Raw genomic sequence first — 14799 nt, forward strand, 5'->3', positions numbered from 1 at the left:
TGCTCTGCCTCGGTTATGGCGTCGGGCGGATCAGATAGTCACTGGACCCGCGTCGCACCAATTTATAGTTATTGTTTTGTCCAGCAGTATTAACAGTATTTTCCGATTTTGCGAGTGCTAAGCGCAGATTATCGCGGATTAGTGCACTTTCGCCATTGTCTAGGGCAAAGGCTTTGCGAAAGATTTGCTGTGCTTCAGCGGTTTTGCCGCGTTCCATCAACACAACGCCAAGATTGTTATAGATTTCCGGCCACGCGTCATCTTGGGCTGTGGCGCGCCTAAGAAGGGTTTCGGCTTGACCCAAACGGCCCAGTTCAAGGTTCGCCGTGCCCAAGCCGGATAGGATCTCGGCGTCCAGTCCATTTGCCAAAGCTGCGCGGTTAAAGGCGCGAATGGCCAATTCATATTCGCCTGCAGCAATCAACCGGTGCCCGACTTCTACACCGTCAACGGCTTGTTTGGATCTGTCGACGCCCGGCGCATAAGGCCCGCTGTCAGACGTGGAAATGCCGCCCGTTCCGCAGGCGGCAAGTCCAAAAAGGAAGGCTCCGGCACAGATGCGCCGAAGCTTTGTTAAAATGCGGTCAGTTGCCACCAGCACTTAAGCTCCCCATTTTCGTAATCCCCATCACCGATGGACCCACAAGGATGATCAGCAATGGCGGCACGGTTAACATCATTGTGGCAAGTGTCATTTTGGTTGGCAACTTATTTGCAGCTTCTTCCGCACGCATAACACGTTTGTCACGCATTTCCCCTGCATAAACACGCAAAGCGTCGGCGATAGAGGTACCAAAGCTAGTGGATTGCACCAAAACGGTCACAAAGCTGGCCACGTCCTGCACGCCGCAGCGTTCGCCCATGTCGTTCAGAACAGTGGCTTTGTCCTTACCGGCTTTCATCTCGTAGGCAACCACGTCGAATTCGTCTGCCAGCGCCGGAAACGAGGCCCGCAATTCACGGGCGACGCGCACAATAGATTGCTCTAGTGATTGGCCGGCTTCGACGCAGACCAGCATCATGTCCAAGCTGTCGGGAAAGCCTTGTGTGATCTGTTCTTTGCGTTCTTCGACACGGCGCGTCACCCAATATTGGGGCAGGTAATAGCCAATGCCACCCGGGCCGACCGTATACATGATCATTTTCTGGGTCGAAACTTCGGCCCCGTCCACGTTCATGTAGAAGGTGTAATAGAACACACCAAGACCAAGGCCAAGCAGTCCCAAAAGCATCTGGGCCGCGTGGAACATGCGTACCGCATCTTTGGACTGGTAGCCCGCCTGACGCAGTTGCAGTTGCTTGGCGCTAAGTTCGGCCACGTCTTTGGGTTCAAGAAAGCTGGCAAACCGGTCCAACTGTTCGTTGTGCCCGCCTTGACGCAGTTTTTCGCGATGAACAGAGCCACCGTTTCGGTTCGCAGCGTCTCGCTTAAGCTTGTTCAGCGGGTCCTCGGGCTGACGCAGCATAATGATCACGGTCAAAACAACCATAACCGTGCCCAAAGCACCCACCAAGATCATCGGACCAAGCGGACCTAAAACGTCTTGAATGGCAGTGTTTACAGAGTTGAAGAGTTCCATGCAGCAGGGCTCCCTTTCATTATACTTTGATGTTGGTGAGGACACGCATCACCACAAGGTTGACGGCCAGAAACAGGCCCACCGCGATACAAGCGGGGATGAAATACGCATGTTCGCGGACTTCGTCGTAGTAATGCGGATCGGCAATGTTGATGACGATCAAGGCCACAATCGGGAAGGCAGACAGGAACTTGCCTGACCATTTTGCTTCAGCAGTGATCGCTTTCACACGGCGGAACAGGCGGAAGCGGGCGCGGATCACAGATGCAAGGCCAGCCAGAATTTCGGCCAAGTTACCACCGGATTGGGACTGGATGGTCACGGCCACGGCCAAAAAGCGCATGTCTTGCATGTCCAGACGTTCTGCCATGTCTTTAAGGGCTTCGCCCATATCACGGCCATAGGCTGCTTCGTCCGCGATGACGCCAAATTCGGATGCCAACGGGTCTTGCACTTCTTTGGACACGATCTGGATGGCAGAGGAAAACGGGTGCCCCACTTTCAACGACCGCACCATCAGTTCCACAGCGTCGGGAAGCTGTTCTTCGATCATCGCCAACCGTTTGCTGGCCTTTGAGCTGATCCAGAAATAGACGGCCCCGATACCGATGCCGACAGACAACAGCAGACGCAAAGGAACCTCGGTTTCGGTCCCAATCGACAATCCGATGAACGCGACAAAGGCCAACCCGCCCATCACCATCATCAACTGCTGTGGTGTAAAGGCGATGGCACCTTTTTGGGCCTTGTCAGCCAGAAGCGAATACAAGGGAATGGATTTCGCGTTCATGTGCTGGCGCATTTCCTTGCGCAGCTGGTCCAGCACTTCTTCGCGCTTGCCACCTTTATTCAGCATTTCAAGACGGCGGTTCACACGGCTGTTCAGACTGATCGATTTGCCAAAAGCGACCAGATAAAGCCCCTCAACCAACACCAATACGCCGATGAAGATGAGACCGTAAATAATGGGTTCCGCGCTCATAATTTCATTTCCTCAATAATAACTGGGATGGTGGGACACATATCGTTTACTCGGCTGCGATGGGTTCGTAGATGGCGGCGGGCAGATCGTAACCCCACATGCGGAAACGTTCCGCATAGTGGCTGCGCACGCCGGTCGCAGTGAAGTGACCGATGATTTTGTTGTCAGGCGTCAGGCCCACACGTTGGTAGCGGAAGATTTCCTGCATCGAGATAACATCGCCTTCCATCCCGGTGATTTCCGTGATGGATGTCATACGGCGGGAGCCGTCTTGCAAACGCGATGCCTGCACAATCAGGTTCACAGCGCTAGAGATCTGGGACCGAACTGCTTTCAAAGGCATCTCAATGCCCGCCATTGCGATCATGTTCTCCAAACGGCTGACCCCATCGCGGGCAGAGTTGGCGTGAATGGTGGTCATCGAGCCGTCGTGGCCGGTGTTCATCGCCTGCAACATGTCGATAACTTCTTCGCCACGCGTTTCACCAACGATGATCCGGTCAGGTCGCATCCGAAGGGCGTTTTTCAAACAGTCACGCGGAGATACTTCACCTTTGCCTTCCACGTTGGGGGGGCGGCTTTCCATCCGGCCCACGTGGGTCTGTTGCAGCTGAAGTTCGGCGGTGTCTTCGATGGTCAGGATGCGTTCGGCGTTGTCGATGAACGACGACAATGCGTTCAGGGTTGTTGTTTTACCCGAACCCGTACCACCAGAGACGATAACATTCAGACGTGTGGCAACAGCGGCTTGCAAATATGCAGCCATTTCTTCTGTGAAGGCACCGAAATTGACCAGATCGTCGATGCCCAGCTTGTCTTTTTTGAACTTCCGGATGGAAACCAGGCTGCCGTCTACGGCGACAGGGGGGACCATGGCGTTGAAACGTGACCCGTCTTTCAGCCGCGCATCCACATAGGGGTTGGATTCATCAACGCGACGACCCACGGCAGACACGATTTTATCAATGATTCGAAGGAGATGCTTTTCGTCTTTAAACGTAACATCGGTCAATTCCAGCTTGCCTGAGCGCTCCACAAAGATTTGTTGCGGGCCGTTGACCAGAATATCGTTGACGGATTCGTCCTGCAGCAAGGTTTCCAAGGGGCCAAGGCCCGTAACCTCGTCATACAGTTCCTGGTTCAGCGTCTGACGGTCTTCGCGGTTCAGCACAATGTTGTTGTCTTGCAGAAATTCACTGGCAATGGCCTGAATTTCAGACCGCAGATCGTTTTCCGAGGCGCTTTCCAAAGCTGCAAGGTTCAAGTTGTCCAGCAACGCACGGTGCAGTTCCAGCTTCAGCTCGCCCATGCGTTCCTTGCGTTTGCGTTCCTTGTCCAGGGGCACAGCTGTTGCGGCCACTTGATTGTGGGACTTGCGCGAAACCGACGCCTGCGACGCGGCAGAGTTCACCGGCAATTCGGTGACTTTGGCGGCGGGTGTGTCTACGGCTGCTATTTGCGCAGCTTCTGCAACGGGCGCCGTTTTTGTAGGTTTTTTATATTTGGAAAACATTGCTCTACCCCAAGGAGGTGATCAGGCTGCGTGGGCCTGATCGTCTTTAATTTCATGAAGCGACGCGGCCAGTTTGGCGATTTCGCGGCGCAGTGGGTTTTTGGGGGCAGAGGTGGCCAGTGGAAGGCCATGATCTGCACCTTGGGTGATGGGTTTGCCGCCATCGGGCAATTGAACATCGATAGAAATATCAAGGCTTTCAGCCATGCGCTTGATCCGGCTTTTGCCGCTTAGGTCCGTGAATTTCGGCGCGCGGTTCATCACATAGCGCAGCTTTTCGACCGGCAATTCTTCGGATTGCAGCGCGCGCTTGAAACGCATCGTGTTTTGCGCAGACCGCATGTCCAGCTCAAGTGTCGCGAAATAGACATGGGCGGCGGTCAGAACTGTTTCAGACCAATGCACCAGAGTGGACGGCATGTCGATCACGACAAAATCGAAGTGGTTGCGGGCCATGTCCAACACGCGCTGGATGTCCTCGGGGCTGATAAGATCCAAAGGCAGCATATCACCGGGCGCTGTCAGCACCTGAAGCTTGTCTTCAAAGGTCAACAGCGCCTGGCTGAACATGTCGGCATCCATGCTGTCTGTGTCTGACAGCATTTCGTAAACAACATCGCGACGGGCCAAATCCAGGAACGTGGATACGGCACCGAACTGCAAATCGAAGTCCAAGAGGCACACACTTGGCGCATTGTCGGATGCAACATTTGCCAATTCCCACGCAAGGTTAACGGCCAAAGTTGTTGCACCGGTTCCACCTGCCAAGCCGTGACATACAATGACGGCACCTTGTTTGTTGGCACCGCTTTTCAACTGCGGACCCGCTGGTTCAGACACAACCGGCACATCCGCCGTGCGCACGCGGTCAATCGCCTGTTGCAATTCCCCTTCTGGCAGCGGGTAGGGGACAAATTCATCAGCACCTTTACGCAACAACGAATGCAGCGACGCAGGTGTCATATCCTCAGCGATCAAAATGACTTTGATGTCGCGTTTTTTGGCTTGAACGATAATTTCGCCCATCAAAACAAGGTTGTCTTCGTCGATGTCGTCCATGGCAAGGGCCACAAATTCCATTGCACTTGCTTCGGGTTGCCCGAAGAAGGCCAAAGCCTCTGCGAAACCAAGGTCACCCCAGGATTCCCCCATGGCGGTTTCCATGTCTTCGATCAACAGATCAAAGTTCTGCACATCACGACTGATGGTGCAGGCCACGATGGGCGCGGTCTCGGGTTGTGGCATCACACTGCTCATTGCCAAATCGTCCTTTTCTCAGGGGCTTGGCGGATGAGTCTTATCTAAGGCCTTAACCTTTTCTTAACCCATTCGCGGAAGCCCATGCCCGGCCATTTTAGCCAGACACACGTGTCCTATTGGATCGACTATCGCTGTGAAGTGGGGCGAGATTGGGGCCAAAAAACTTCTATTGTTGGGTCTTTTGACACGGTAAGGGGGAAATCCCCCTTACTGTTATTCTTCTGTACGCAAGTCAGAACCTTGAATGCCATCCAATTGGGACGGTGGCACGGCGCTGTTGATATAGTCGCGGTACACGATCTGTGCGTATTTGCCGTCCAGAACATTCTGGTGACCACGCACAAATCCGGTGACTTCGGTCACGGTGCGGCGGTTGCGGCGTTCGCGGCCCTGGGTCACGATCAAAGGCTGGGTTTCCCCAAAGGATGCGACCGCTTCAAGACGTTTGCGGCTGATGCCTTGGGACGTCAGATAATGGACAACTGCGTTTGCGCGTTGTTGGCCCAAGCGTTTGTTGTAGCTGCTGCTGCCCACGGCATCTGCGTGTCCGTAGACCCGAAACCGGATTTCCGGAAACTGTTTGATCCAGCGGGCCTGTTCGCGCAGGGTGTCGCGCGCACCACCATCTAACTGTGCAGAATTAAAGGCAAAATTGACTGTGGTGAGGACTTCGGAGGAAAACCGATTTGCCAGATCAAAGGTGTATTGGCGTTCGCCTGTCAACACGAGTGTGTTGTTCAAGGTGGCGTTGCCAAACTCGCCTGTGTCGGTCAAAGCGCCTGCTTCCCGGTAGAACTGCGTATAAACTGGATCACTGCTGGTGCCACAGGCGGCCAACGTACCCAAAAGGGCAGTCAAACCAACAATATGTCGTGTGTTTCGCATGTAGGCTCGCATGATATTAATCCAGTACATAGCCATATGACCCGGAGAAGTCCTGTTTGGCAACCTCGCCAGCGGCCCCTTTCTTGGGGGTGCGGGTGCCCGCAGCTGTGCGACCGTACAAAAACAGGTCTTTTTCGGTGGGTGGTTTGATCCGGTCGGTGGGCAACGACAAGGCTTCGCCGCGTGTTGGTGACACCAAATGCGCGGTGATAATGATCACCAGTTCCGTCTGCTGCCGCTGGTAGCTGGCGGACCGGAACAAAGCGCCCAAGACGGGCACATCGCCAAGCCATGGCAACTGTGAATTATCGTCGGTGAAGTCGTCTTGCAGCAAACCTGCAATCGCAAAGCTTTCGCCGTCGCGCATCTCGACCGTGGTCGATGTTTCGCGGCGTGAAAAGGCGTCGATTTCAAAGCCGTTGACCGAGAACCCGTTTGTTGGGTCGATGGCGGATACGGCGGCTTCCAGTTCCAAATTGATCAAGTCTTTGTCGACGACACGGGGAATAAAGTTCAATTCAATTCCGAAGGGTTTGAATTCAACCGTGATGGCGCCGTTGTCTTGGCTGACAGGGACGGGGTATTCACCACCCGCCAGAAATTTAGCTTCTTGACCGGACAACGCCACCAGATTTGGTTCTGCCAAGGTGCGTACGACACCTTTGGTTTCCAAGGCCTCAAGCAACAGACCCACTTGCGTGTTGCCTGCGCTAAACCCGAACAGCAATGCGCCGGCGTTTTCGTTCACGGATGGCACATTGCCACCTAATGCGGTGCCAACACCGCCCGACGAATTCAACGTGCCCGACCCGCCGTTGACGCCCACGCTATTGCCCAGAACAGATCCGTTCAAAGCCAAGGAAGACGACAGGGATTTCGAAACAGAGCGCTGCATTTCGGCAAAACGGACTTTCAACATGACCTGTTGAATGCCTCCGACGCTCATAAGGTTGGAAACACGGTCCGGCGCATAGCGTTCGGCCAAATCAAGTGCGCGTTGCAAACGGGAGGAGCTGGACACGATGCCAGACAAAACGATCCCGTCGTTTGCTGTACGCACCTCGATTTTTTCACCGGGCAGAATTTGACGCAGGCGTTCTTTGAATTCGGACACATCGGCGGCCACACGCACGTCGACGTTTGTGATCAGTTTGCCCGCTGCATCCAAAAGGGTCAGCGTGGTTAAGCCAGGCGCTTTGCCCAAAACATAAATTGTACGATCCGACAGGGACGAAATATCCGCGATACCGGGGTTTGCGATGCTCAGTTCCGCGAAAGGCACGTCGCTTTCAACCACAACAGCGCGGTTCATCGGTACATCTAGCGTCCGCGAGGTGCCTTGTTTGACCACACGCAAGTTGTTGGCCGCCGCATCTGTGGCGAACATCATCGCAACAGGCGATGCACTTACAGCCAGCCCCAGAAGGGCTGCTTTTAGAAATCTATCAATTTTCATGTGACCTGCCTTTTGTGATCACGCCTCAATATTGGGTCTTTTTGCCCACGTTTGGATCACCATGCGTCAATTCCATTTTTTTTGCAAGAATCAATGGGTTGATCGTGTTTGTGTATGTGGATAAAGGGCAACAGCCCCAAAAGACAAAAGGCGCTGCGGGGATGCAGCGCCTTTCAACCGTTTGATATTGCTTAATTTGTGCAAGGGATTGGGATTTCCAGAACCTCTGCGCCACGGCGGGTGCGGATGGTGCAGACTTCTTCCTTTTTGGCTTGGACCTTGACGGTTTCTGTCGCCAAACCCAACAAAGACTGTTGGTTTACTTCGATCTCGCCCGCCACGGTGTCGTCGTCAGCGCCAACCAAAGACAGGGACAAGGATCCTGTCGATTGGGCCTGTGCCAATGCGGCGACCTGATTTGGGCGCAAGGCGACAGTTACCGTGCGTGCAATGACAGCGCCCTCCAAATCACCTGTGGCGCTTTGGTCAATGGCGATCAATTTGATGCCCGGTTCGATCAGTTTTGTGATTTCAGAGCGATCACGGCCACCATCGGTGACAACCTGACCTGTCCAGTAAACGTCGACACGGTCGCCGGGGCGCAAGAAGCCGGACACGCCAGATGCCACGTCAACACGCAAAGCAAAGGCTCGCATGCCGCGTTCCAACCTAGACGTCAGGCCGGCTTCTTCGCCAGGAAGTGTCACTTTGATGGCCATCACGGCCTCGTCCTTTTCCATGGCGCGAAGGACAACGCGTTTTTCGTCTTTGCCTTCTGGAAACAGTGTGCCGTCGTCCAGGAATGTGCCTTCGGGGATGGCATTTTCGGGCCAAGCTACCATCCGAACATCTTCAGTGGTGATCTCTTCACCGTACTTGAGTGCGCGATCTGCGACGTACACGTCTACGGTGGGAACAACCTTCGCACGGGCTGCGCGTTCGCGCGCCAGCTCGTTCTGGTACGCTCCGATATAGTTTTTGGCCATGTAAACAGCCCCGCCTGCGAGCGCGACACCCACCAGAAGAACAAGCCCAAATACCATACGCATTTTATCACCTCATATAACTGTCAGGGCGTTTGGTGCCCTCGGTTTTTGTCCCTTTTATCAATGTCACGCAATTGTGGTTGAAATAGGGTAGGGCCGTGACGGTTGTGCGACGTCTCTTGTGTCCGCAATTGATACGCAAACACGCGCAACACGGGGGGGCCAAACGGCCAAAAAGCGCCAACGAACGAACGTGGCGCAATCATAGCATTTTGTGTGGAGACCTTAAGGTTTCCAGTCGGCCAGAAACGCCACGATCTGCGCGGCAAGAGCCAGAACAGACTCTATTAAAAAACCGGTCAGGAGCAGGCCGCCACCGGCAAGCACAGCAGTCAAAACGATCCAGTCAACGGTGATGGCACCGTCCTCGTCTTTCAAAAATGATTTAAAAAAGTTTAACATCCTTTGACCCTCGCCGGTTCAAATACTCTTGTGTGGTGAGAAGCAAAAGGCCGCATCCAGCATCCTGGATGCGGCCTCGCACTCGTTCAAACTGGGCTAACCTTACAGGTTAGGGTCTTGCTTGCCCAAGAATGTGTCTGTGTCTGCTGTCAGCTCGGACGCGCCGCCTTCGATGGAAGAGTAAGCTGCAACGGCCAGGCCAACAACGGCGGCTGTCAAAACAACCCAGTCAACTGTTACGGCGCCGTTTTCGTCTTTACGGAAGTTTTTGATAAATTTCATCATGGTAGTGTCCCTCCAAAGGATCAGTGTGTTTTTTTCAGTTTCAACCTTGTCGTCCGTAGCGGCTCGTTCTCTCATTTGAACCTGTCCGACTTGGTATGAACATGTTTTGCACTTTGAATGGGGCATGAATTTGGCGGCAAATATGGCTTTTGCAATTTCTGTAGAAGAACTTTGTATTTTTCTTGTAACTATATGATAAGTATAAGGAAAAATTATAAATTAAATTCCATTAATTGATTTACAGCTCGTTAACACCTTCAAATGTGGCGGTTTCGCCATGATCTTGTCCCGATTGGCTGGTTTTTGGGCCGATTTTCTGAGATACTTTGTCCAGAATTATAAAAAATCGGTGTCGAGCAGGCATGAAAAACTCAAAAATTGCCATTTCAGCGTTGGCCTTGGCCTGTGTTGCGTCGTTTTGCGTGGCGGATACCCCGAAACCCTTTCCCGAATTCTCTGCAAAACGTGTAAAACCACCAAAATCGGGTGCAAAGCGGATAACGATTCAGATTGATCCCGCGGCTCAAGCCCCCAAAGCCCCTGAAGCATCGGCGACGATCACACCCTCTGGTGCGGTTTCTGTACCCGCAGGGTCTTATGCCTGGTTCTGGGACAAAGTATCACCAGATGCCGCAAAAACCGGCCCGGGGCGTCTGGACGTTGCAATGCGCACTTTGGCTGCAAATGGCACGGTGCCCAGTCCACGGCTGCAGCAGATGCAGACCATCGCGCAGGCGCGCGGCATTGATATTTTGAAGTCCACCATAGACACAGACGTATCGCCTGCTTTGGTTCTTGCTGTCATGACGGTTGAATCAGCGGGTGACCCAGACGCCGAAAGCGGGGCCGGGGCGCAGGGTTTGATGCAATTGATGCCGGACACGGCTGCGCGGTTCGGGGTCACGGACAGCTTTCAACCCGGCGCTAATATTCTGGGTGGTGTAAAATACCTGAACTGGTTGATGCAGGAATTCGAACGGGACCCTATTCTTGTGCTTGCGGGATATAATGCGGGCGAAGGCAATGTACGCAAACACGGTGGTGTTCCACCATTTGCGGAAACCCGCGACTACGTTCCCAAAGTGCTTGCAGCGTTTCAGGTGGCGCGGGGCTTGTGTTTGACGCCACCGGAACTGGTCACGGATGGATGCGTCTTTGCAGCACTAAACGCCAAGTAACCGGCAGGCATCAGATATTAGGACAGGAATTGATCCGACATGTCGCCACCCGCTGGCACATCTATCGTAACAAAGCTGCCTGCTGCGCCGCGTCCCAAATGCAAGGTGCCTTCCAAGCCTTCGATCAAACCGTTTACGATGCGCCCCCCAACATTCGCTGGGTCAGGCCATGCCATGTCGGTGGGAATGCCAACACCATCATCAGAGATCGTTAGTCGCACCCCGCCACCTGACAGGCTGGACATGCGCACTTCGATCATACCTTGGTCCAGGCGCTCAAATGCGTGTTGAAAGGCATTGGTCAGCAGCTCCGAAACCACAAGACCCACACGCGCCGCTGTTTCAATTGGCAGAACCAGGGATTCCAGCTGCATGTTCATGCGCACACCTGGCCGCCCTTGAACATGCGCGATGGCCACGATGAGGCGCGACAAAAAGTTTCCAAGTTGAATACCATCACGGTTGGAATTGGCATCGGCCAGCTTCATTTCATCATACAGCACTTGCAACGTTTCGACACGGCGTGACAGGGCCGCGAAATCTTCAGGAACAGAGCTGTCTTGGGAGGATTGTTGCCGGATCATATTGATAATCATCGACAGATCGGACCGAACGCGGTTCTGGATTTCAACCAGCCTATCGTCGATTTCGTTGGCAGAGGACGACACGTCTTGCGGGCTTAGTTCTTTCTGGATGCCCATAAAAAACTGTACGCGTCCCTGCGCATCATGGATGGGGGCCACGACCAAGCGGTTCGTAAAAGGTTCGCCGTTTGAACGGTAATTGAGAATATCAACAGAAACGCTTGTGTTTGTTTCGATGCATTGCCGCAATTGGTCCACGTCGCTTTTGCGGGTGTTTTCGCCCTGCAGAAAACGACAGTTCTGGCCGATGATTGCGCTGCGCTTGTATCCGGTCATAGCGGTAAACGCCTGATTTACATACACAATCGGATTATCATCTAGGTTTGGGTTCGTGATGATCATAGCCACTTGCGCGCCAGCAAAACTATGAAACAGTTCATCTTCGGCGAAATGGGTTTCAATGGTGTCATGCATAGCGGCGTTTTCCCCGTGTCATTAAACCATTGGACGCGTGCAAGGAAAACGGACGGGCACAGCAAGCTGCCTCAGCGCTGAACGCTTTGGTTCCTAAAGCCTTGGATACAAACCCATAGCCCGTTTTCATACTGTTTCCTTGGCTTCCATTGCGCATTGGCTGATGCGTATGGTTCGTTATGTTTCTTTTGGGGGTAGGGTTGGCCACAATTTCCCCGAGTATTCTGACCAACTCATATATGTATGCCGTTGCACACGAATTCTGTCAATTTACATGTCCAGAATTGTGTCATCTGGCTGAGAAACGAGGGGAAAAGGCCGTTTTCCTGCTGAAAACGGCGGATTTTCGCACAAGGGCGCATGCGATATAGTGCAAGCGCCCTTGGGAGGATCAGATCATTCTTTTTTCGCAGCTGGCTTCTTTTTGGCGGCGGGCTTTTTCTTGGCAGCTGGTTTTTTGGCTGTGGTTTTTTTGGCGGCCGCTGCTTTTGTTGGCTTTTTCGCAGCGGTTTTCCGGCGTCCGGTGCCTTTTTTGGCAGCCTTCTCATCCAAAAGCTGGACAGCTTGATCCATGCTTAGATCTTCGGGTTCGATTTCCTTGGGGATAGTGGCGTTGATTTTCTCCCACTTCACATAAGGCCCGTATTTTCCACTCATGATGGCGACGTTGCCGCCCTGATCGGGGTGTTCGCCCATTTCGCGGATCGGTTTTGCGGCCACGCCGCGCCCGCCTCGGGATGCTACCTTTTCGGCCAAAAGCTGGACAGCGCGGTTCATACCAACTGTCCAGACTTCGTCTATGCCTTCGAGGTTGGCGTTTGTGCCACCGCGTTCTGATGTGCTGGCAGCGTGTTTCAGATAGGGGCCATAGCGCCCGATATTGGCCCAAACCATCACGCCGTCTTCCGGATGCGGTCCGATTTCGCGGGGCAGGGACAGCAGCATCAGCGCTTGGCTTAGGTCCACATCGGCAGGCGGCCAGTCTTTTGGGATCGACTGACGTGGCGGTTTCTTGTTGTCGTCCGTGACTTCGCCGCGCTGCACATACGGCCCGAAACGTCCTTTGAACGCATAAATCTTGTCGCCGTCGTCGTCGCCCAGATGTTTGCCTTCGGGGGGGATGCCACCGGTGTCTTCAGCGCCGGGAGGGCCGAAGGCGCGGGTATACCGGCATTCCGGATAGTTGGAACAGCCGATGAAAGCACCGCCAGAGCGGGCGGTGCGCATGCTTAGGCGGCCCTTTTCACAGTTGGGGCACAGACGCGGATCGCCGCCCTCTTCTGTGACAGGGAACAAATGCGGTTCGAGCACTTCGTTGATCTTTTCGAGCACTTCGGTGATGCGCAATTCGCTGGTTTCGGCGATGGCCGCAGAAAAATCGCGCCAGAATGAGCCCAACACGTCTTTGTAATTGCGATCGCCCGCGCTGACGTCATCCAGTTCTTCTTCCAAAGACGCGGTAAAGTCATATCCCACATAGCGACGGAAGTAGTTTTCGAGGAAGGCAATCACCAAACGGCCTTTGTCCTCGGGGATCAGGCGGTTCTTTTCCTTGCGCACATAATCGCGGTCCTGAATCGTCGTCACAACGCTAGCGTAGGTTGATGGGCGACCGATGCCCAGTTCTTCCATCCGCTTGACCAGCGTCGCTTCGGTGTAGCGGGGCGGAGGCTGGGTAAAGTGTTGTTCCGGTGTGATCGACTTTTTATCGGCTTTTTCGTTCTGGTTAAGTTGCGGCAGGCGTTTGTCGTCGTCATCGACCACAACGTCATCACGGCCTTCCTCATAGACTTTCAGAAACCCGTCAAACAGCATCACCTGGCCTGTGGCACGCAAGCCGACTTGGCCGTCAGCGCTGCCGATTTCGACTGTGGTGCGTTCCAGACGGGCCGATTCCATCTGGCATGCCAATGTTCGCTTCCAGATCAGGTCATATAGTTTGCGCTGGTCTGCATCCATGATCTTCAAAGACGCCGCATCATTGGTCATATCCGTCGGGCGGATACATTCGTGGGCTTCTTGCGCGTTCTTGGCTTTGTTTTTGTACATGCGCGGCTGGGCAGGCACGTATTCACCGCCAAAGCGGTCCTTGATTGCGTCACGTGCCATCGTGACGGCCTCGGGGGCCATGTCGATGCCATCGGTCCGCATGTAGGTGATGTGGCCGGCTTCATAAAGACGTTGGGCGCTGCTCATGCATTGGCGCGCGCCCATGCCGAACTTGCGGCTGGCTTCTTGTTGCAATGTCGATGTCATGAACGGGGCAGACGGGTTGCGCGTTGCGGGTTTGGCTTCGACAGATTGAATGGTCAGGTCGCGGCTGGTGATTGCAGCTTCGGCCATTTCGGCCTGTTGCTGGTTCTCGATGTCGTATTTGTCCAGCTTTTTACCTGCAAGCGTCGTCAGGCGGGCTTCGTATTCTTGACCCGTGGGTGACGACAAGATGGCTTTGACCGACCAGTATTCGCGGTTGCGGAATGCCTCGATCTCCATTTCGCGTTCTGTGATGATGCGCAGGCACACCGATTGAACGCGGCCAGCAGACCGGCTGCCGGGCAGTTTGCGCCACAGGACGGGCGACAGCTTGAACCCCACAAGATAGTCAAGCGCACGGCGGGCCAGGTAGGCCTCAACCAAAGGCATGTCCACTTCGCGCGGATTTTGCATGGCTTCGGTGACAGCGGCCTTGGTGATTGCGTTGAACACCACGCGGCTGACAGGTGTGTCTTTCTTGATGGATTTGCGCTTTGTCAGTGCCTCTTGCAGGTGCCAGCTGATGGCTTCGCCTTCGCGATCGGGGTCAGTTGCAAGGATCAGTTCGTTGTCGTCTTTCAGCGCATCGGCAATCGCTTTGACGTGTTTTTTGCTGTCGCTGCCGATCTCCCAAAGCATGTCGAATTCATTGTCTGTGTCGACAGATCCGTCTTTCGGGGGCAGGTCGCGCACATGCCCGTAAGAGGCTAAAACAGTATAGTTGTCACCCAAATACTTGTTGATTGTCTTGGCTTTGGCTGGCGATTCAACAACAACAACTGGCATGTATTAAGGCACCTTTTAGGCTGGATTTCAGGGCGTCTATGGCTGCGCAAGATGTGGGGTGCAAGCTTTTATTGTCAACCAAGCCGCGTGATGCCAATGATGTCGCAGGTGGATT

Annotated in this window: 13 protein-coding genes; 1 reads left to right on the forward strand and 12 read right to left on the reverse strand. The window is 54.0% G+C overall.

Annotated elements, in window-relative coordinates; genetic code table 11:
• Positions 1-13: 13 nt before the first annotated feature.
• From ASD8599_RS06250 to ASD8599_RS06295, 10 genes are all read right to left on the reverse strand, one after another.
• Positions 14-595: a tetratricopeptide repeat protein gene (locus ASD8599_RS06250; RefSeq protein WP_422664762.1), complete on the reverse strand. Its 582-nt coding sequence runs from the start codon at positions 593-595 to the stop codon at positions 14-16.
• Positions 585-1580, reverse strand: a complete 996-nt coding sequence (locus tag ASD8599_RS06255; RefSeq protein WP_108827737.1) for a type II secretion system F family protein — start codon at positions 1578-1580, stop codon at positions 585-587. Before ASD8599_RS06255 ends, ASD8599_RS06250 begins: the two co-directional genes overlap by 11 nt.
• 19 nt (positions 1581-1599) lie before the next feature.
• Positions 1600-2562, reverse strand: coding sequence for a type II secretion system F family protein (locus ASD8599_RS06260; protein WP_108827738.1), 963 nt, complete (start codon positions 2560-2562; stop codon positions 1600-1602).
• A 46-nt stretch (positions 2563-2608) separates the two neighbouring features.
• Positions 2609-4075 carry a TadA family conjugal transfer-associated ATPase gene (locus ASD8599_RS06265; RefSeq protein ID WP_108827739.1) on the reverse strand — a complete coding sequence of 489 codons (1467 nt, stop codon included), beginning with the start codon at positions 4073-4075 and terminating at the stop codon, positions 2609-2611.
• Between the two features lie 21 nt (positions 4076-4096).
• The gene (locus ASD8599_RS06270) at positions 4097-5332 is read right to left on the reverse strand and encodes a CpaE/TadZ family protein (protein WP_108827740.1); all 1236 of its coding nucleotides are present in this window, start codon (positions 5330-5332) and stop codon (positions 4097-4099) included.
• A 216-nt stretch (positions 5333-5548) separates the two neighbouring features.
• Complete coding sequence (locus tag ASD8599_RS06275) at positions 5549-6250, reverse strand: OmpA family protein (RefSeq protein ID WP_108827741.1); 702 nt, start codon at positions 6248-6250, stop codon at positions 5549-5551.
• Positions 6237-7676: a type II and III secretion system protein family protein gene (locus ASD8599_RS06280; RefSeq protein ID WP_108827742.1), complete on the reverse strand. Its 1440-nt coding sequence runs from the start codon at positions 7674-7676 to the stop codon at positions 6237-6239. The genes ASD8599_RS06275 and ASD8599_RS06280 overlap by 14 nt, the downstream gene beginning before the upstream one ends.
• 191 nt (positions 7677-7867) lie before the next feature.
• A complete protein-coding gene (gene cpaB / locus ASD8599_RS06285) occupies positions 7868-8725 on the reverse strand; it encodes a Flp pilus assembly protein CpaB (protein ID WP_108827743.1) in 858 nt (285 codons plus the stop codon).
• A gap of 222 nt (positions 8726-8947) precedes the next feature.
• The gene (locus ASD8599_RS20255; RefSeq protein ID WP_181364422.1) at positions 8948-9124 is read right to left on the reverse strand and encodes a hypothetical protein; all 177 of its coding nucleotides are present in this window, start codon (positions 9122-9124) and stop codon (positions 8948-8950) included.
• Positions 9125-9226: 102 nt separating this feature from the next.
• On the reverse strand, positions 9227-9409 hold the full coding sequence (locus ASD8599_RS06295) for a Flp family type IVb pilin (RefSeq protein WP_108827745.1): 183 nt from the start codon (positions 9407-9409) through the stop codon (positions 9227-9229).
• Positions 9410-9771: 362 nt separating this feature from the next.
• Between ASD8599_RS06295 and ASD8599_RS06300 the strand changes: the two genes are divergently transcribed.
• Positions 9772-10587 carry a lytic transglycosylase domain-containing protein gene (locus ASD8599_RS06300; RefSeq protein ID WP_108827746.1) on the forward strand — a complete coding sequence of 272 codons (816 nt, stop codon included), beginning with the start codon at positions 9772-9774 and terminating at the stop codon, positions 10585-10587.
• Between the two features lie 17 nt (positions 10588-10604).
• Here ASD8599_RS06300 and ASD8599_RS06305 read toward each other — a convergent pair whose 3' ends face one another.
• Complete coding sequence (locus ASD8599_RS06305) at positions 10605-11645, reverse strand: PAS domain-containing protein (RefSeq protein WP_108827747.1); 1041 nt, start codon at positions 11643-11645, stop codon at positions 10605-10607.
• A 396-nt stretch (positions 11646-12041) separates the two neighbouring features.
• Positions 12042-14684: a type I DNA topoisomerase gene (gene topA, locus ASD8599_RS06310; RefSeq protein ID WP_108827748.1), complete on the reverse strand. Its 2643-nt coding sequence runs from the start codon at positions 14682-14684 to the stop codon at positions 12042-12044.
• Between the last annotated feature and the right edge of the window lie 115 nt (positions 14685-14799).

The organism is Ascidiaceihabitans donghaensis, assembly GCF_900302465.1.
Taxonomy (GTDB): domain Bacteria; phylum Pseudomonadota; class Alphaproteobacteria; order Rhodobacterales; family Rhodobacteraceae; genus Ascidiaceihabitans; species Ascidiaceihabitans donghaensis.